The following is a 17,614-nucleotide window of genomic DNA, read 5'->3' as shown; positions in this document are numbered from 1 at the left end:
GCAAGGGGGCCTACGCCGTCTTCGTGCGACTGGCGTCTTCGGCGAACGCCCCGAACAACGGGTCCCACTCCACGATCGTCAGGTCGTCGATCAAGCCCTCGACTGCGAAGGGATCCTCGGCGACCAGCCGTTCGACCGCCTCGCGGCTGTCCACGGTCGCGATGATGAAGCCGGCGCGCTTACCCAGGCCGGTGGCGGGCCCGGAGGCGCGTATCAGCCCTGCATCGATCAGGCAGCGCAGATAGTTGACGTGGGAAATGACGTGCTGGCCCCAGCCATCGCCGTCGGGGTGCGTCATGGTCACGAGGAAAAAGGCCATGCGGAAGGCTCACATCCCAACTCGGGTCGGCCGCTAGAGCATTTCCCGACCTGACTGCGTCAGGCCGTGAGCTCTAATCTTTTGTTTTGAAGCATTTTTCTTCACGCGAACCGGAACCACTTCGCTCGAAAAATGCTCTAAAGGCGAACCGCCCGCCTCGCGTCGGCGGGGCAGGCGGCTGTGGTTAGCCTGAGCGGCGAACGCCTAGGCCGGCTGTTTGACGCCGGCTTCGTTCAGCCATTCGAGGATCTTGGCCTTGGGCATGGCGCCGACCTTCATCGACGCCATCTGGCCGCCGCGGAACAGCATCATGGTCGGGATGCCGCGCACGCCGTAGCGCGAGGGGGTCGTGGGGCTGTCTTCGATATTGACCTTGGCCACGGTGACGAAGTCGGCCAGTTCCTCGGAAATCTGCTCCAGAGCCGGGGCGATCTGCTTACAGGGACCGCACCATTCGGCCCAGAAATCGACGAGCACGGGCTTGTCGGCCTGCAGCACGTCGCGTTCGAAGGATTCGTCGGTCACCGCTAAGGTGCTCATCGGTTGGCTCCATCTGCGCCTCGGGGGCGGGCGCGCTAGAAAAACGTCAGGGTCGGGGATTCGCCGCCCATCTTGCAGCAAGATTTAGGGGCCCGCGCCCCTCACGGCAATGATCTAGAACAGCCTGGCCAAGGCGTCGGCCATAACCTTTTCTGGAACCGCCATGAGTTTGGGGCCGTCGGTCCAGACGATCGCCGCCTCGATCGGTCGATCGGGGAACACCTCGGCCAGCACGGCGGCATAGATGGCCATCTGCGACAGATGGGCCGGATCGGCCTCCTCGATGCGGGCCGGCGACGGGCGGTTGGTCTTGTAGTCGACCACCAGCACCCGGTCGGGCGTCACGATCAACCGATCGACGCGACCTGAAATCTTCAGGTCGGGCGGCAGGCGCGCGGCGCCCCCCGCGAGCGCGACCTCGGCCCGCGAACCGGGGCCGAACACCCGGGCGAACCGGTCGTCCTCCAGCACCCCGAAGGCGGCGCCCGCCATCTCCTGGCGCTGATCGTCGGTCAGGTCGCGCTCGGCCTGGAGCAGACGCGTCGCGGCGGCCCGCCGCCCCTCGGGCTCCAGATCAGGCAGCAGCTGCAGCAGCCGGTGGATGATCTCGCCGCGTCGATAACGGCCGAGGCCTTCGACGGCCGCCAGGGGAGACGGCGCACTGCCCTTGGCCTCGTCCTCCAGGGTCGAGGGCGCGGCATAGCGGGCGGCGGGCGTTTCGGGCGTCGCGGGGGCCAGGGTCCAGGGTGGGGTCGGGATGACGGTGGGCGCGGCGATCGCGGCCGTGGCTTCGGCCCGCATGGGATCGGGACCAAATCTCCGTCGCCCTTCATCACCGATCTCCCGCACCTGGGGTTCGATGTCGGAATGGGCGAAGGCGGCCTGGGCGGCGGCGTACCAACCCCCGACGTTCTCGTCCTTGGTCCGCGCGTCGATCCGGCCGCAGAGGACAAGCCGATCCCGCGCCCGGGTCAGGGCCACGTAGTAGAGGCGAAGAGCTTCCTCGGCGTCCTTCTTCTCGCGGCGCTCGCGGGCCATGGCCGAGGGTTCGCAGTCATTGGCCTTGGAGGCGCACCACAGGAAGCCGCCGTCCTGGGTGGCCATCAGCGGCGAGCCCCGCGCCCCGCCCTTCATCGTAGTTTCGGGCAGGAAGACGATCGGGGCCTCCAGCCCCTTGGCGCCGTGGGCGGTCATCACACGCACCTCCCGGCGCGCCCCCTCCATCTCGCGCTTGACCACGATGTCGAGGCTGGCGAAATCAGCGACCAGGGCCTCCAGGTCGCGCACCCCGCGCTGCTCGGCGGCCAACACCTGGGCAAGGAACTCGTCCAGTGCCTCGGCGGCCTCCTGACCCAGGCGCGTCAACACCTTGGCGCGGTTGGAGCGCACGCTCTCGTCCACCTTGCCCAGCAGCAGGGCGTAGAACTCGAACGGCTGCTTGCGGCGGGACTCGATCAGGGCCCAGCGCAGCAGGTCGCGCGCAGCGGCCCAGACCGGCTGCTCGGCGGCCCGCCGCTCCAACGCCCGCCAGAGCGTGTCCGGCGAGCGGCCCTTGGCCAAGGCGTACAACGCGTCGTCCGACAGGCCGCAGAAAGGGCTCTTCAGCAGGGCCGCCAGCGTCAGATCATCGTCCGGGAACAGGCAGAACCGGCCCAGGGCCAGCAGGTCGTCGAACACGATATGGGCCGACAGCGACAGGCGATCGGCGCCGGCCACCGGCACGCCGCGCCGCTTCAGCGCCCGTAGCACTTCCTCGAACAACGCCTTGCGCCGGCGAACCAGCACGATGACATCGCCCGGATGAGCCGGCCGCCAGACCTTGTCTTCCTTGTCGAAGACGGCGTCGCCGCGGGCGATCAGCGCCGCGATTTCGATGGCGATCTTCTCGGCCAGGCGGCGGTTGGCGCCATGCTCGCTCTCGGCGTCGAGCGGCGCCGCCCAGGCTTCGCGCTCCTCGCCCGGCGCCTCGCGCTCCAGCGGCCACAGGTCGACGCAGCCCTTGTGATTGATACGGTGCGGCTGGTGGCGAACCACGTCCTCGCCGGCCGGGGCCGGCACGCCCGAGCGGGTCTCCGGCGCCGAGAACAGAGCGTCGACGAAGCTCAGCACCTCCACCGTCGAACGGTAGGAGGTGGTCAGGGGCACGGCCTTTCCCACCCGGTCGGCGGCGGTGATCTGGGCGATATATTGCTGCGTTTCGGCCAGCAGGCGCTGCGGGTCGGCGCCCTGGAACGAGTAGATCGACTGCTTCTCGTCGCCAACCACGAACAGGGTCCGGGTGTCCTCCCCCGCCCTCCACCGCGCCGCGCCCTCGCCGGCGAAGAAGTCGGAGGTCAGGGCCCGCAGGATCGCCCATTGGTCGGGGGCGGTGTCCTGGGCCTCGTCCAGCAGGATGTGGTCGATGCCGCCGTCCAGCTTATAGAGCACCCAGGCCGCATCGACCTTCTCGGTGAGCAACACGCGGGTGCGGTCGATCAGGTCGGCGAAGTCCAACGCGCCGCGCGCCGCCTTCTCGACCTGGTGCGAGGAAATGTAGAGGCCGGCCAGGCGCAGGGCATCGCTGCTGTCCTCGGCCACCCGGGCGGCGCGCAGCCATTCGCGGGCCTCCTCAAGACGCTCCTGTTCGGCCAGCAGGCGGGCACGAAGATCCTCGCGGGACTTCAGGCCCGAGGTCTTGGCCGGCCAGGTCATTGGCGTGCCGACGCCCTTCTCGGTGAACAGCGCCGCGAGGGCCTGGTCGAGATCGGCGTGCGGATCGCCGGCGATCTGGGCCATCAGGCCGGCGCACTTGATGTCGGTCTTCGTCCCGTTCAGCAGCACGTCAGCGACCGAGCCCCACAGGTCGCGGTCCAGCTCGGCCATGGCCTCGGCGACCACCCGCTCGACGCTGCTGGGGCCGTAGTGGAAGCCGCAGGCCTTCCAGACATCCTCGATCGCGCCCGACGGCCCGCCCTGGGCCTCGAGATAGGCGCCGATCGCCCCGCGCTGGCTCTCGAAGGTGGCGAACATCGCCTCGAAGGCCGCGAAGTCCAGGGCCACCGAGAACCGGGCATAGGCCAGGGCGTAGGGGTCGTCATGGTCGGTGACCCAGGTCGCCACCTGCCGCAGCGCGCCCTGGGCGATGGCGGCCGAGGCGCTGTCGTCCATCACCGTGAAGCCGGGCGACACCCCGGCCTCCAGCGGAAAGCGCCGCAGCAGTTTCTCACAGAAGGCGTGGATGGTCTGGATCTTCAGCCCGCCGGGGGTTTCCAGCGCCTTGGCGAACAGGCCCCGAGCCTTGGATAGCTCGCGGTGGCCGAAACTGGCGGGATCCCGACCCTCCAGCGCGCCCAGTTGCTCGCGCAGCCTGGCGTCGGGCGTCACGCACCATTCGCCCAGCCGCTCGAAAAGCCGGCGCTGCATCTCAGCGGCGGCGGCCTTGGTGTAGGTGACGCAGAGGATGGCTTCGGGCGTGGAGCCGGCCAACAGCAGGCGCGCGACCCGGTCGATCAGGGTCTTGGTCTTGCCCGAGCCGGCATTGGCGGTGACGAAGGCCGAGATGGCCGGATCGGCGGCGATGCGTTGGGGGTCGATCATGAAAATCCTCCCCCTGTGGGGGAGGCGGCGCCCCGGACTTGATCCGGGGCGACGGAGGGGGGGGTGAACCACCGCCCGACGGCTCCCCCCGCCGGCGCTGCGCGCCGCCTCCCCGACAGGGGAAGGACCTGTTTGGTCGGCGCGAGGCTCATTCGCTGCCCTCCCCGTCATCGCCGCTGGTGGACCATTCGAACACTCGCGCCAGGTGGCCGTAGTCGCCCGCATGGTCGTGCACGAACTGCGGCGCCACGCGCGACAGGTAGGGCTGGTCGGGATTGTCGTAGCGCTCGATCAAGTCGCGCAGGCCCTGCAAGGCCTTGACCGCCGCCTCCCGGCTGTCGCCCCCAGCGGTCGCCCGCACCTCTTCCACACCGGCCGGCTTGCGGCCCGTGACCCGCAGATAGGTCAGGTCGCCAGGCTCGCGGCGACCGACGGCCTCGAAGCCGCCCTCGCGCAGGATGGCCGCGGTCAGGGTCAGCTGGGGAGAGAAGCCGGTCTCGACCTGCTTTTTCGACGGCGCGGCGCCGGTCTTGTAGTCGAGGATGTGGGCCAAGCCGTCGGCGGTCGGCTCGATGCGGTCGGCCTTGGCGAAGACGGTGAAGGGCCGACCGCCGATGTCGAAGGTCAGCGTGCCGGTGGCCTCGACGACGACGCGCTCGGCGCCGGCCCGGCGACGGGTCTCCAGGTCGGCCACCCACAGCGCCGCCTCGCGGGCCAGGGCGCGCTCGCGGGCCAGGGCGGCGGGCGGCATGCCGGCCTGGACCAGTTCGGACAGATAGAGCCCGGCGAAGATTTCGGCCGCGTCGGTCGGGACAGGGCCCGGATGGTCGAGCGAGAAGGTCTCGAACGCCGCGTGGATCGCCGTGCCGCGCGCCCGCGCCTCGACCGGCTCGTTGGGGCGCTCCAGTGGAAACAGCTTGAGGATGTCGCGCGCCCAAACGGCGTAGGGGTCGCGGGTCAGGGCCTCGATGCGGGTGACGGCCATGCGGCGCGGACGGTCGGCGACGGGAGGCGTGGGCGCCGGGCGGCTGATCGGGGCGTAGGGGCCTGGCGCGTCAAGGTCGCGAGCCCAGGCCAGCACGTCGGCGCGCTCCGGCAGGGCCTGGCCCGCGCCGCGCGCCAGGGTGCGCAGCCGCCACAGCCAACGGCTCTCGACGGCCGGCGCGCCGCCCCGGCGCTCGCTGTGGACCAGGATGACATCTGGCGCGGCGGCGGCCTGGGCGAAGTCATGGGCGGTCAGGCCGATGCGGCGCTCGGGCGGCGGTAGGCCCAGGCGCTCGCGCATCGGTCGCGACAGGAACGGGTCGATCGGCGCGCCCTTTGGCCAGATCCCCTCCTCAAGTCCGGCCAGGATCAAGCGATCGGCCCGGACCATCCGCGCCTCGATGGCTCCGAAGATCCGCAGGCGCGGATGGGTGGCGCCGCCGACCCGCAGGGTCTCCTCATTGACCAGCCGGTCCAGCAGGTCGCCGAAACCGATCTTCGAAGCCGGTGGCAGGACCAGTCCGTCGGTTATCAGCGATGACAACAGGCTGGCCAGGCCCTCGCCCGCCGAGCCGGCCCACAGGTCGCCAGGGTCGGCCAGGGCTTCCAGGCTCTCAACCAGGGCCCGCGCGGCGGTGGCGGGGGCGCCTTGGTCATCGACATAGGGCGCCGCGGCCTGGCGCGCGGCGGCCAGCACCCGCTCGGCGAGGCGGCGCGCGTCGGGATAGGCGTCGAGCTTGCCGAGCAGTTGCGCGGCGTCGCGGGGCGCCGGGCCCCGCAGACCCTTCAGTTCCAGGTCGCAAGCGGCGTCGGCGTCGGCCCGCAGCAGCGGATGCTTGGCCACGGCCAGCAGGCGCACGGGGTCCAGCGGGTCGATGGCGAGGGCGGCGACGTGCTGGGCCAGGATCGCGGCGGGACTGGCAGCCAGGGGCGCGCCGGCCGAGCTGTCGGCGATCACGCCCCAGCGGGCCAGGCGAGCGGCGACCCGGCGAGCCAGTTCCTGGTCGGGCGTGACCAGGGCGGCGGTCTGGCCGGGGGTCTCCAGCGCTTCGCGCAAGAGAAGCGCGCAGGCGACGGCGGCCTCCTCCTCGGTGCGGGCGCTGATCAGCGACAGGCCCTTCAACCCCTCGGCGATCGGGTCGAGGTCCGGGGCCTCGGCGCGAAGCCGATCGATCTGGGCCAGCCAGTCGGCGGTGGCCTCGGCCGGGCGCAGGGCCTCGTTGATCAGCCGACGCCGCCAACGGCCCCGGCTATCGGCTTCGGGCCACCAGGGGCGGACTTCGGCGCGCGTGGCCTTGAAGCGATCGAGCAGGCGCTTCATCGCGCCCTGCGGATGCTGCTCGCCGACCTGGCCCCAGGCGTCCTCGGCCAGGCCCTCGTCAAGGCCCGGCAGCACCACGGCGCCCTGGGGCAGGTTGGCGATCACGCCCAGCAGGCGGGCGGTGGCCGGGGCCGTGCCCGTCGAGCCGGCGGCGATCATCACCCCCTGTGGCGGCGCGTCTTCCCACTGGTCCGAGAGCGCGTTGAGCAGCCGCACGCGGCGGTCGCTGACGTCGATCAGGCCCAGGTCGTCCAGGCGCTTGGGCCAGGCGGCGAGGATGGCCTTCAGGAACCTGGCCGAGACCTGCCAGTGCTGGGCCAGGTCGCCCTCGGCCAAGCCGTCGAGGCGACCGTCGTCGGTGATCAGCTCCTCGATCTGGCAGCTGTCGAGGAACTCGGCCAAGGCCTTGGCCATCTCCAGGGCCTGGCCCGCCTGGGGGGTGAAGTCCAGCAGGTGGGCGTGGTCGGCGACCAGCCGGGCCAACTCGAACCGCCGGCGGCGCGACGAGACAGCGGGCGGCACGTCCAGGCTGATCTCGCCCGGCTCGAACGGCGGCTCGCCCTCGTCCAGATCGCCCAGCGGCCGGATCTGCGGCAGCAGCAGGGCCTTGCCGGCGCCCGCCGCCCCGTCGATCACCTGGACGAAGGCGTCGGCCAGGGCGCGGGCCCCGCGCCGCGTCGGGGTCAGCACCGTAGCGCGGGGCAGGGCCTCGGGACCCAGTGGGGCCAAGGCGCTCAGCAGCCCGCGGGCCAGGTCCTCGACGAACGGCCGGTGAGCGGGGATCGAGAACCAGCGCGGCCCCGGCGTGTCGAAGGGACCCGCCGCGCTCATGCCAGCCTGGCCTCGGCGGCGATCACGGCCTGGGGGTCGCCGACATGCATCCAGAGACCGTCCGGCGTGACGCCATGGACGCGGCCCCCGGCGGCCAGGACCCGCCAGATCGGGGTCAGCGAAAACGGACCCTCGGGACCGTCGGACACGATCCCGGGCTTGCAGATATGGACCCCGACATAGACCAGCGACGCGGTCTCGCCGGCGGTCTTGAAGCGCACCACGCCATCGTCGAGGAACACGTCGCCGCTGTCGTGGAAGCCGAGCGACTCGGTGGTCGAGGCCAGCATCAGGCAGACATCCATGGCCGCCGGATCCCAGGCCCGCGCAATCGCCTCGATGGCCGAGCCGCCGTGCTCGATCCAGACGGAGTCGATATTGGCCACCCAGACCGGCGCGTCGCCCAGCAGCGGCAGGGCGTGCTTGAGGCCGCCGCCGGTTTCCAGCGCCTGGGGGCGTTCGTCGGAGATGACGATCCGAGGACGGGCGCCCCGAGCCGAGCGCGCCGCCAGATGCGCCTCCAGCCGGTCGGCGAAGGCGTGGACATTGACCACGGCGGTCTCGACCCCGGCGGCGGCCAGGCGGTCCAGCATGTGGTCGATCAGCGCCTTGCCGCCCACCTCGACCAGCGCCTTGGGCCGGTCGTCGGTCAGGGGTCGCATGCGGGTGCCCAGACCCGCAGCCAGGACCATGGCGACCGTGGGAAAGGCGCTCATCGACGCGCCTCGGCCGGCACATTGGCGTCGAACCAGGTCTTCAGCCCGGCCAGCGCCGGGCTTTCGAGGTTGCGCTCCAGATAGCGCCAGGTGCGCGGCATGAAGGCCTCGTACTGCGGGCGGCCCGCCAACGCCTGGCGGGCGAACACCCGGCCCAGGATCCGCGCCGCGTTCGAGGCGGCCAAGGCGCGGTAGTCTGCGATAAAGGCTTCCCGGTCCAGCGCCGGCCGGGCGGCCAGGTAGCGGTCGAGCATGGCCTGTTCCAGCGCCGGTGACACGTCGCGGCGGGCGTCCTGCAGCAGATGGGTCAGGTCCCAGGCCGGATGGGCGCGCAGGGCGTCCTGGAAGTCCAGCAGGCCGACCCGTGCCACGCCGTCGCGGCCCGGCAGCCAGATCAGGTTCTGGGCATGATAGTCACGGTGGGTGAACACCGAGGCGCCGGCTTCGCCGCGCACCCAGACCGGGGCCCACAGAGCGTCCCAGCCGGCCACGGCGGCGTCGCTGAAGTCCGGCAGGCCGGCGAACTTGGGCCACCATTCCAGGAAGGTGTCGGTGGCGACCTTCAGGGCCAGGGCGTCATAGGTCAGCAGCGGCCAGGACACGCCCCCCTCGGCGGTTAGCACCTGCGGCGGCGCCGCGCTGTGCAGGGCGATCTGGACGTCGACGGCGGCCTCGTAGAGCGGCGTCTCATCCTGCCCCTCGGCGATCAGGGTGGCATAGAGGCCGTCGCCCAGGTCTTCCAGCACCGCCAGGCCGGCGGCGATGTCATGGGCGAAGATCCTCGGCGCGGAGAGGCCTCGGTCGCGCAGATAGGCGGCGGTGGCCACGAAGGCGGCGACTGAGCCGGCGGCCAGGCGCGCGGCGGCGTTGTAGCCCGAGGCCAGGCGCTCGGCGTCGCTGGCGTCGGGCGGGCACACCGAGCTCTCCAGCGCCGGCGGCTGGTCCATGAAGATGAAGCTTTGGTCCCCACGATGCAGGCGCTCGTAGCTGCGGGTCGAGGCGTCGCCGCCCAGCGACTCGCGGCGGACGTCGCCGAAGCCTTGGGCGGTCAAGAAGGCCGCCTTCGCCGTCTCTCGGGCCGTTTCGCGATCAGAGCTCAAGCTTGCGTCCTTCGAAGGTTCCGTGCGGCGTCAGGGTCGCGCGGCGCGCCTCGCCATCGTCGCTGGGGGTGATGTCTATAGCGAGTCGGTTGGCGGGCAGACGCCCCTCCAGCCGCTGGGGCCATTCGATCAGCACCGCGCCGTCCTCCAGCGCCTCGTCCAGCCCGATCTCGTAGGCCTCGTCGGGATCGGTCAGGCGGTAGAGGTCGAAATGGGCGACCGGGAAGGCGGGGCCGTCATAGAACTGCACCAGGGTGAAGGTGGGGCTGGGCACCTCCTCGTCCGGCGAGGTCAAGGCGCGGATCAGGGCGCGAGCCAGGGTTGACTTGCCGGCGCCGAGCGGTCCCGTCAGGCAGATCGCGTCGCCCGGCCTCAGGGCGCGCGATAGCCGAATACCCAGGCGCTGGGTGGCGGCTTCATCGGGCAGGGCGACTTCGATCACGCGGGTCCTTGGCATGGCGGGCGGCGGATCGACCCGAAGCCTGAGTCTAGACAAGCCGCGCCGCGCTTCCAAGGCGGCCGGGCCGCTGTCCTCAGGAAAGTTTGACGACGGCTCTTAGCTGTTCGACGGTGCGGGACTGGATGAGGAGCGCTTGATGAAAACCCTGGGCCGTTGGCTGATCGTCGCCGTCGTGATCCTCGTCGTGGGCGCGGCGGGTTGGGCCTATTGGAACATAGAGCTGCGCTGGCGGCCCAAGACCATCACCAAACACCAGGCCGAGATCACCAAGATCCTGGAGACCTCCGGCTGGGTGTCGCCGGGACTGAAGAGGCAAAAGCTTTACATGGTCAGCTTCCGCACCTGCCCCGACTGCGTGCGGTTCAAGGCCGAGGAATATCCGGGCCTGCACAAGGCGGGCGTCGACACCCGGCTGATCGAGATCGCCCGCGCCGACCGCAACGGCGTGCCGAAATCCACGCCGGCCGAGCGGGCGACCGTCGCCGAGATGTGGGTCAACCGCAGCTGGGCCCTGTCGGAAAAGTGGGACGCCACACCGGTCGAGGCCTGGACGGCCGCCGGCATCGCGCCCGCCGACGGCGACGTGGCCCGCACGGCGGTGATCGAGGCCGGCCGCAAGACCGTCGATGACCTGCGGCCGCTGCTCAAGGACAATGGCGTGAACTTCGCCTATCCGCTGCTGGTCTGGTGGACCAAGGACGGCCAGATGAAGGCCTGCGCCTGCGAGAAGCGCGAGACCTACCGTTTCGTGCGCCAGGATCTGGGGGTCTAGGCCTTTCCCCGCGGCGCTCCTCGCGCTAACCCCGTCCGCGATGCCGACATCCGTTCGAACCGCCTATCGCGACCGCCTGGCTCAGGGCGAGATCAAGCCCGATGCCGCCCAGGCCGCCGCCGTCGATGCGCTGGCGCGGCTGGAGGCCGATCTGGACGGGGCGGGCGAGCCCGGCTTCTCGCTGTTTGGCCGCAAGCCCAAGGGCCAGAAGGGCGTCTATCTGTGGGGTCCGGTGGGACGCGGCAAGTCGATGCTGATGGACCTGTTCTTCGACAGCGCGCCCATCGACAAGAAGCGCCGCATCCACTTCCACGGCTTCATGGCCGAGGTCCACGGCCATATCGACGCCTGGCGCAAGGGTGACGCGGCCGAGCGCAAGGCGCGGTTTGGCCAGCACAGGGGCGACGACCCGATCGCGCCGACCGCCGATCTGATCGCCGCCCAGGCCCGCCTGCTGTGCTTCGACGAGCTGCAGGTCACCGACATCGCCGACGCCATGATCCTGGGCCGCCTGTTCGAGGCGCTGTTCGCCCAGGGCGTAACCCTGGTGGCGACCTCCAACCGGCCGCCGGACGACCTCTACAAGGACGGCCTCAACCGCCAGCTCTTCGTCCCCTTCATCGCCATGCTGAAGGACCGGATGGACGTGGTCGCCGTGCGGGGCCCGGTCGATTTCCGCCTCGACCGCCTGCGCGCCGCCCGCACCTGGCTTGCGCCCAACGACAAGACGACCGCCGCCGAGTTCGACGCCCTCTGGGCCGACATGCTGGATGGGGCCGAGGAGACCGGCGCCACGCTCGAGGTTCTGGGCCGCAAGATGCGCCTGCCCCGCGCCGTCGGCGGCCTGCTGCGCGCCTCGTTCGCCAGCCTGTGCCAGCAGGCCCTGGGGCCGCAGGACTATCTGGCGGTCGCCGCGCGCTTCCACACCGTGTTCCTGGAAGACGTGCCGCTGCTCACGCCCGAGCGGCGTGACGCGGCCAAGCGCTTCAACACCCTGATCGATTCGCTCTACGAGGCCGACGCCAAGCTGGTGGCCCTGGCCGATGGCGAGCCCGACGCTCTGTATCCGGCCGGAGATGGGTCGTTCGAGTTCGAGCGCACGGTGTCGCGTCTGCAGGAAATGCGGTCAGCTGACTATGTGGCTAAGGTGAGGGACTAGGGGATGAGCGTCGCCGATCGGGTGCGGGTCAAGACCGTCACGGTGCTATCCGACGACCACTACCTCCTGAAGAAGACGATGTTCGACTGGCAGCGCGACGACGGCCAGTGGGCGACCCTGAGCCGCGAGACCTATGACCGGGGCGATGGCTGCACACTGCTGCCCTACAACATGGCGGCCCGCACCGTGCTGCTGACCCGGCAGTTTCGCTATCCGGCCTATGCCGTGGGTTATGACGACCTGCTGATCGAGACCCCCGCCGGCCTGCTGGACGACGCTTCGCCCGAGGACCGTATCCGGGCCGAGGTGGAGGAGGAGGTCGGTTACCGGCTGACCGGCGTGCGCAAGGTGTTCCAGGCCTTCATGAGCCCCGGCGCGATCACCGAGATCCTGCATTTCTTCGTCGCCGAGTACGACGCCTCGATGAAGGTCTCCGACGGCGGCGGCCTGGAAGAAGAGGGCGAAGAGGTCCAGGTGCTGGAGCGCTCGATCGACGAAGCCCTCGCCATGGTCGCCAGCGGCGGGATTTGCGACGCCAAGACCATCCTGCTGCTGCAATGGGCGGCGCTGAACCTGTTTCGCTAGAGCATTTTTCGAGCGAAGTGGTTCCGGTTCGCGTGAAGAAAAATGCGTCAAAACAAAAGATTAGAGCTCACGGCCTGACGCCGTCAGGTCGGGAAATGCTCTAGGCCACGGCCACGGGCACCCAGAACTCGCAGAGCACGCCCTCTGGTCGGTAGTCGATCGCGAACCTGCCGCGCAGTTCGCTGGTGATGCTGCGCTCGATCAAGCGCGAGCCGAAACCGCGCCGGGTGGGCGGGGCGACCGTGGGTCCGCCGGCCTCGTGCCAGGTGAAGGCCAGGCCGTCACCCTCCCCCTGCCAATGCACCGACAACCGGCCATCCTGGGCCAAGGCCCCGTACTTGGCGGCGTTGGTGGTCAATTCATGGAACACCATGCCTAGCGACAGGGCCGTGCGAGCTGGCAGATGGGCGTCGGGTCCGTCCAGGCTGACGCGCTCGGCGCCATGCGGCAGCAGTTCAAGGTTGAGGATTTGGCGCAGGCCCGCGCCGGACCACTGGCCGTCGGTCAGGGCGTTGTGGGTCTGAGACAGGGCCAGCAAACGCGCTTCGAAGGCCTTGGCGAAGGCTGCAGGATCGGACGCGCCGCGCAGGGTCTGCTGGGAAATGGCCTGAACCGTGGCCAGGGTGTTCTTGACGCGGTGGTTAAGCTCGTCGAGCAGCAGGCGTTGCTGGTCCTGGGCCTGGACCTGATCGCTGATGTCGAACCCCTCGACGAAGACGCCCGACACCGAGCCGTCGTCCTCGATGATCGGCTGGTAGACGAAGTCGAGATAGCGGTCTTCCAGCGGTCCGTCCGGCGTGCGCTGCAGGGCGATCTTGATCTGTCGGCCCACGAAGGCCTCGGCGCTCGATCGGACCTTGTCGAGCAGATCGGGGAAGCCCTGCTCGACAACTTCCGGCAGGGCCTCGCGCATTGGCAGACCGACCACGTCGCGGTGGCCGATCAGCTGCAGATAGGTGTTGTTGATCAGCTCGAACACGTGATCGGGGCCGCGCAATATGGCCATGAAGCTGGGCGCCTGCATGAACAGGCGGCGCAATTGCAGGCTCTGGGCCTGAACGGTTTCGGCGCGCTGCAGGATGTCGCCGCCCAGCATTGTGACGGCGCTGGGCGCCCGACCGCCAAAGGCGACGTCCTTCAGGCGCTGGAGCTCTGTGACGTCCTGGGTGTGCTGCAAGATGAAGATGGTGTGGCCGCGCGCGTCGAGGATCGGGGTGTGGGTGGCGCTCCACGTCCGGGCTTCCGACCCACCGCCCAGGAGGGTGGGACGCTGGATGGCGTATTCGATCAGGGGCAGCACGTCGACCTGACCGGTGTCGCGCGCCCGGGCCAGGGATTCCTCGAGGGTCCGGCGGCTTTCACCCTCGACGGGAAAGGCGTCGAAGACGTAGCGGCCGGCGATGTCTTCCCAGCGCAGCTCGACCGCCTTGAGATAGGCCCGGTTGGCCGCGGCGAAGCGCAGATCGCGGTCAAGCATCATGTAGGGGCTGGGAATCCGGTCGAAGACGTTCTGAAAGTCGATCGGGCCGGACATGAACAGCGCCTCCCCGCTAAGGGTCCGATAACGCCACCTTCAGCTTCAGGTTCCGCTGGCGGGACACTTGATCCTTACCGCTGTTATGCTGAGAACGTTTCTCAACAAAGGGCGTTGCGTTGACACCCCCAACGTCGCGCTTAAAAGCATCCCGCAACGCACAAAGCCAAAGGGTTGGACGTTTTCATGACCGACACCAGCGGGGGACTTCCCGAGCGCCCACTATCGCCACACCTCCAGGTCTGGCGGTGGCACATCACCATGACCTGCTCGATCCTGCATCGGGCCTGCATCATGGCGCTGTATGTCGGCGTGCTCCTGCTGGCCGGCTGGGCCCTGGCTCTGGCCTCGGGGCCTGAAGCCTACGCGACCTATACCGGCCTGCTGGGCTCGTTCTTGGGAAAGCTGGTGCTGTTTGGCCTGACCGTCGCGGTGCTGTTCAACATCGCTTACGCCGTCCGCCAGACCGTCTGGGACGCCGGCAAGGGATTCACGCCGAAGGTCGCCGACATGTCCGGCGCCTGCGCCATCGCCTTCGCCGTGGTCGGCGCGATCGTCGTCTGGGTCATCGCCGCCCAAACCGGAGCGCTTTGATCATGGCCCATTCGACCTCCGGCCGCTTCCGCACCCCCATGTCTCGCGCTCGGGGCCTGGGCGCCTCGCACCACGGCGTCGGCCACTTCATCACCGATCGGGTGTCGAGCGTCGCCCTGATTCCGTTGACCCTGTGGGGCCTGTTCGCGGGCCTGCGCCTGGCCAGCCTCGGCTTCGACGGCGCCAGCGAGTGGGTGGCCATCCCGCACAACACGGTCTTGCTGTGCTTGTTGCTCGTTGTCGCCCTGATCCATCTCAAGGGCGCGGTGCAGGTTGTGATAGAGGACTATTTCCCGAACTTCATGACCAAGACCGTTCTCGTCCTGGCCAATCTGTTTGTATGCGTCCTCGGCGGCGCTCTTGGGGTCGTCTCGATCCTCAAGGTCGCCTTCACCGGAGTCTTTTGATGTCGGCCTATACGTTTATCGACCACAAGTTCGACGTCGTCGTCGTCGGAGCGGGCGGCTCGGGCCTGCGCGCCGCGCTGGGGTGCGCCCAGGCCGGGCTGAAGACCGCCTGCGTCACCAAGGTGTTCCCGACCCGCAGCCACACCGTCGCCGCCCAGGGCGGAATCTCGGCCTCGCTGGGCAACATGGGCCAGGATGACTGGCGCTGGCACATGTACGACACCGTCAAGGGGTCGGACTGGCTGGGCGACCAGGACGCCATCGAATATCTGACCCGCAACGCGCCGGCCGCCGTCTATGAGCTGGAACACTGGGGCGTGCCGTTCTCGCGCACGGCCGAGGGCAAGATCTACCAGCGCGCCTTTGGTGGCATGACCAAGGAATTCGGCAACGGTCCGATCCAGCGCACCTGCGCCGCGGCCGACCGCACCGGTCACGCCATGCTGCACACGATGTACGGCCAGTCCCTGGCCCACGACACCGAGTTCTTCATCGAGTATTTCGCGCTCGACCTGATCATGGAAGACGGCGTCTGCCGGGGCGTCACCGCCTGGAAGCTGGACGACGGCACCCTGCACCGCTTCCAGGCCCAGCAAGTGATCCTGGCGACCGGCGGCTACGGCCGCGCCTATTTCTCGGCCACATCGGCCCACACCTGCACCGGCGACGGCAACGCCATGGCCCTGCGCGCCGGCCTACCGCTGCAGGACATGGAATTCGTCCAGTTCCACCCCACCGGCATCTATGGCGCCGGCTGCCTGATCACCGAGGGCGCGCGTGGCGAAGGCGGCTACCTGACCAATTCCGAGGGCGAGCGCTTCATGGAGCGCTACGCCCCTTCGGTGAAGGACCTGGCTCCGCGCGACATGGTCAGCCGGGCCATGACCATCGAAATCCGCGAAGGCCGGGGCGTGGGCCCCAACAAGGACCACATCTTCCTGCACCTGGATCACCTGGACCCGAAAATTCTGCACGAGCGCCTGCCCGGCATTTCCGAGACCGCCAAGGTGTTCGCCGGCGTGGACGTGACCAAGGCGCCGATCCCGGTCTTGCCGACGGTCCACTACAACATGGGCGGCATCCCGACCAACTATCACGGCGAGGTCGTTACCAAGTCGGGCGACAATCCCGACCAGGTGATCCCCGGCCTGATGGCCGTGGGCGAGGCGGCCTGCGTCTCGGTGCACGGCGCCAACCGCCTGGGATCCAACAGCCTGATCGACCTGGTGGTGTTCGGCCGCGCCGCCGCCTTGCGCTGCGCCGAGATCCTCAAGCCGATGGCCACCCAGCCGGAGCTGAAGGTCTCTCAGACCGATCCCCACTTGGACCGCTTCGACCGCTACCGCAACGCCAATGGCCATCAGCCGACAGCCGCCCTGCGCCTCGAAATGCAGAAGGCCATGCAGGAGGACGCCGCGGTGTTCCGCACCGGCGAAACCCTGGTCGGCGGCGCCGAGCGCCTGGCAGTGGTCTGGGAAAAGGCCAAGGATATCAAGGTGAGCGACCGCGGGCTGGTCTGGAACACCGACCTGATGGAAACCCTGGAGTTCGACAACCTGATCGGCCAGGCCGTTGTCACTGTGGCCAGCGCGGTCAACCGCACCGAAAGCCGCGGCGCCCATGCCCGGGAAGACTTCTCCACCCGCGACGACACCACCTGGATGAAGCACACCCTGGCCTGGCTCGACCAGGGCACGGGCAAGGTGAAGATCGATTTCCGCCCGGTGCATAGCTACACCATGTCGAAAGACATCGACTACATCCCACCCAAGGCGCGGGTTTATTGAGGGTACGCTGATGGTTCAACTCACCCTCCCCAAGAACTCGACCGTGCAAGCCGGCAAGACCTGGCCGGCGCCCGCCGGCGCCACCAACACCCGCGCCTTCAAGGTCTATCGGTATGATCCGGAAGACGGCCGCAATCCGCGCTGGGACACCTATGAGGTGGACATCGACGCCTGCGGCCCGATGGTGCTGGACGCCCTGCTTTACATCAAGAATAGCATCGACCCGACCCTGGCCTTCCGTCGCTCATGCCGCGAGGGGGTCTGCGGCTCCTGCGCCATGAACATCGGCGGCCGCAACACCCTGGCCTGCACCCACGGCCACGCCGACACGCCCGGCAAGGCCGTGCAGATCGCGCCGTTGCCCAGCCAGCCGGTGGTCAAGGACCTGATCCCCGACCTGACGCTGTTCTACGCCCAGTACGCCTCGATCGAGCCCTGGCTGCACACCGTCACGCCCGAGCCGCAGAGCGAATGGCTGCAGTCGCCGGAAGACCGCTCAAAGCTGGACGGCCTGTACGAGTGCATCCTCTGCGCCTGCTGCTCGACCTCGTGCCCCAGCTATTGGTGGAACGGCGACAAGTACCTGGGCCCGGCGACGCTGCTGCACGCCTATCGCTGGCTGATCGACAGCCGCGACGAAGCCACTGGCGCGCGCCTCGACGACCTCGAAGACCCGTTCAAGCTCTATCGCTGCCACACGATCATGAACTGCGCCCAGGTCTGTCCCAAGGGCCTGAACCCCGCCAAGGCCATCGCCGAGATCAAGAAGATGCTGGTCGAACGGGTCGTCTAGAGCATTTTTCGAGCGCAGTGGTTCCGGTTCGCGTGAAGAAAAATGCGTCAAAACAAAAGATTAGAGCTCACGGCCTGACGCATTCAGGTCGGGAAATGCTCTAGTCCGCAAGATCGACGCGCGGCTTGCCAAAAGG

The 17,614-nt window shown here is 69.0% G+C and carries 15 protein-coding genes; 7 read left to right on the top strand and 8 right to left on the bottom strand.

Annotated features, from left to right (window positions below; genetic code table 11):
* Window positions 1-10: 10 nt before the first annotated feature.
* The 7 genes from ACP694_RS02775 to tsaE form a co-directional block, all read right to left on the bottom strand.
* The gene (locus ACP694_RS02775; RefSeq protein WP_426010220.1) at window positions 11-319 is read right to left on the bottom strand and encodes a YciI family protein; all 309 of its coding nucleotides are present in this window, start codon (window positions 317-319) and stop codon (window positions 11-13) included.
* Window positions 320-523: 204 nt separating this feature from the next.
* Window positions 524-859: a thioredoxin gene (trxA, locus tag ACP694_RS02770; RefSeq protein ID WP_426010219.1), complete on the bottom strand. Its 336-nt coding sequence runs from the start codon at window positions 857-859 to the stop codon at window positions 524-526.
* Window positions 860-973: 114 nt separating this feature from the next.
* A complete protein-coding gene (addA, locus tag ACP694_RS02765) occupies window positions 974-4,435 on the bottom strand; it encodes a double-strand break repair helicase AddA (RefSeq protein WP_426010218.1) in 3,462 nt (1,153 codons plus the stop codon).
* 148 nt (window positions 4,436-4,583) lie between these two features.
* A complete protein-coding gene (gene addB / locus ACP694_RS02760; protein ID WP_426010216.1) occupies window positions 4,584-7,571 on the bottom strand; it encodes a double-strand break repair protein AddB in 2,988 nt (995 codons plus the stop codon).
* Window positions 7,568-8,287 (bottom strand): N-acetylmuramate alpha-1-phosphate uridylyltransferase MurU, encoded by a 720-nt coding sequence (murU, locus tag ACP694_RS02755; RefSeq protein WP_426010214.1) that lies wholly within the window; start codon window positions 8,285-8,287, stop codon window positions 7,568-7,570. The genes addB and murU overlap by 4 nt, the downstream gene beginning before the upstream one ends.
* Window positions 8,284-9,387 carry an N-acetylmuramate/N-acetylglucosamine kinase AmgK gene (amgK, locus tag ACP694_RS02750; protein WP_426010213.1) on the bottom strand — a complete coding sequence of 368 codons (1,104 nt, stop codon included), beginning with the start codon at window positions 9,385-9,387 and terminating at the stop codon, window positions 8,284-8,286. The genes murU and amgK overlap by 4 nt, the downstream gene beginning before the upstream one ends.
* Window positions 9,377-9,844 (bottom strand): tRNA (adenosine(37)-N6)-threonylcarbamoyltransferase complex ATPase subunit type 1 TsaE, encoded by a 468-nt coding sequence (tsaE, locus tag ACP694_RS02745; RefSeq protein WP_426011279.1) that lies wholly within the window; start codon window positions 9,842-9,844, stop codon window positions 9,377-9,379. Before tsaE ends, amgK begins: the two co-directional genes overlap by 11 nt.
* Before the next feature lie 139 nt (window positions 9,845-9,983).
* Between tsaE and ACP694_RS02740 the strand changes: the two genes are divergently transcribed.
* Genes ACP694_RS02740 through ACP694_RS02730 form a run of 3 tightly spaced genes read left to right on the top strand, consistent with a single transcriptional unit; the run spans window position 9,984 to window position 12,363 of the window.
* The gene (locus tag ACP694_RS02740) at window positions 9,984-10,619 is read left to right on the top strand and encodes a hypothetical protein (RefSeq protein ID WP_426010212.1); all 636 of its coding nucleotides are present in this window, start codon (window positions 9,984-9,986) and stop codon (window positions 10,617-10,619) included.
* A 40-nt stretch (window positions 10,620-10,659) separates the two neighbouring features.
* A complete protein-coding gene (gene zapE, locus ACP694_RS02735) occupies window positions 10,660-11,778 on the top strand; it encodes a cell division protein ZapE (RefSeq protein WP_426010211.1) in 1,119 nt (372 codons plus the stop codon).
* Between the two features lie 3 nt (window positions 11,779-11,781).
* Window positions 11,782-12,363 carry an NUDIX domain-containing protein gene (locus ACP694_RS02730; protein ID WP_426010210.1) on the top strand — a complete coding sequence of 194 codons (582 nt, stop codon included), beginning with the start codon at window positions 11,782-11,784 and terminating at the stop codon, window positions 12,361-12,363.
* 100 nt (window positions 12,364-12,463) lie between these two features.
* Here ACP694_RS02730 and ACP694_RS02725 read toward each other — a convergent pair whose 3' ends face one another.
* Window positions 12,464-13,897, bottom strand: a complete 1,434-nt coding sequence (locus tag ACP694_RS02725) for a sensor histidine kinase (protein WP_426010208.1) — start codon at window positions 13,895-13,897, stop codon at window positions 12,464-12,466.
* A 186-nt stretch (window positions 13,898-14,083) separates the two neighbouring features.
* On the opposite strand from ACP694_RS02725, the gene sdhC reads away from it, so the two are divergent.
* Genes sdhC through ACP694_RS02705 form a run of 4 tightly spaced genes read left to right on the top strand, consistent with a single transcriptional unit; the run spans window position 14,084 to window position 17,478 of the window.
* Entirely contained in the window at window positions 14,084-14,491 is a 408-nt protein-coding gene (gene sdhC / locus ACP694_RS02720; RefSeq protein ID WP_426010207.1) for a succinate dehydrogenase, cytochrome b556 subunit, read from the top strand.
* A gap of 2 nt (window positions 14,492-14,493) precedes the next feature.
* On the top strand, window positions 14,494-14,898 hold the full coding sequence (sdhD, locus tag ACP694_RS02715; protein ID WP_426010205.1) for a succinate dehydrogenase, hydrophobic membrane anchor protein: 405 nt from the start codon (window positions 14,494-14,496) through the stop codon (window positions 14,896-14,898).
* On the top strand, window positions 14,898-16,685 hold the full coding sequence (sdhA, locus tag ACP694_RS02710) for a succinate dehydrogenase flavoprotein subunit (protein ID WP_426010203.1): 1,788 nt from the start codon (window positions 14,898-14,900) through the stop codon (window positions 16,683-16,685). Before sdhD ends, sdhA begins: the two co-directional genes overlap by 1 nt.
* Window positions 16,686-16,695: 10 nt before the next feature.
* A complete protein-coding gene (locus tag ACP694_RS02705) occupies window positions 16,696-17,478 on the top strand; it encodes a succinate dehydrogenase iron-sulfur subunit (RefSeq protein ID WP_426010201.1) in 783 nt (260 codons plus the stop codon).
* The last annotated feature ends 136 nt before the right edge of the window (window positions 17,479-17,614 follow it).

It is taken from the genome of Caulobacter sp. DWR2-3-1b2, from assembly GCF_049896345.1.
GTDB lineage: Bacteria > Pseudomonadota > Alphaproteobacteria > Caulobacterales > Caulobacteraceae > Caulobacter.
This window is presented reverse-complemented; position numbering and strand designations above follow the sequence as displayed.

Coding starts and splice junctions, on each gene's coding strand:
- sdhC (WP_426010207.1), top strand. CDS start 14,084: ATGACCGACACCAGCGGGGGACTTCCCGAGCGCCCACTATCGCCACAC.
- tsaE (WP_426011279.1), bottom strand. CDS start 9,844: ATGCCAAGGACCCGCGTGATCGAAGTCGCCCTGCCCGATGAAGCCGCC.
- ACP694_RS02775 (WP_426010220.1), bottom strand. CDS start 319: ATGGCCTTTTTCCTCGTGACCATGACGCACCCCGACGGCGATGGCTGG.
- ACP694_RS02705 (WP_426010201.1), top strand. CDS start 16,696: ATGGTTCAACTCACCCTCCCCAAGAACTCGACCGTGCAAGCCGGCAAG.
- ACP694_RS02730 (WP_426010210.1), top strand. CDS start 11,782: ATGAGCGTCGCCGATCGGGTGCGGGTCAAGACCGTCACGGTGCTATCC.
- zapE (WP_426010211.1), top strand. CDS start 10,660: ATGCCGACATCCGTTCGAACCGCCTATCGCGACCGCCTGGCTCAGGGC.
- ACP694_RS02725 (WP_426010208.1), bottom strand. CDS start 13,897: ATGTCCGGCCCGATCGACTTTCAGAACGTCTTCGACCGGATTCCCAGC.
- trxA (WP_426010219.1), bottom strand. CDS start 859: ATGAGCACCTTAGCGGTGACCGACGAATCCTTCGAACGCGACGTGCTG.
- addA (WP_426010218.1), bottom strand. CDS start 4,435: ATGATCGACCCCCAACGCATCGCCGCCGATCCGGCCATCTCGGCCTTC.
- ACP694_RS02740 (WP_426010212.1), top strand. CDS start 9,984: ATGAAAACCCTGGGCCGTTGGCTGATCGTCGCCGTCGTGATCCTCGTC.
- addB (WP_426010216.1), bottom strand. CDS start 7,571: ATGAGCGCGGCGGGTCCCTTCGACACGCCGGGGCCGCGCTGGTTCTCG.
- murU (WP_426010214.1), bottom strand. CDS start 8,287: ATGAGCGCCTTTCCCACGGTCGCCATGGTCCTGGCTGCGGGTCTGGGC.
- sdhD (WP_426010205.1), top strand. CDS start 14,494: ATGGCCCATTCGACCTCCGGCCGCTTCCGCACCCCCATGTCTCGCGCT.
- sdhA (WP_426010203.1), top strand. CDS start 14,898: ATGTCGGCCTATACGTTTATCGACCACAAGTTCGACGTCGTCGTCGTC.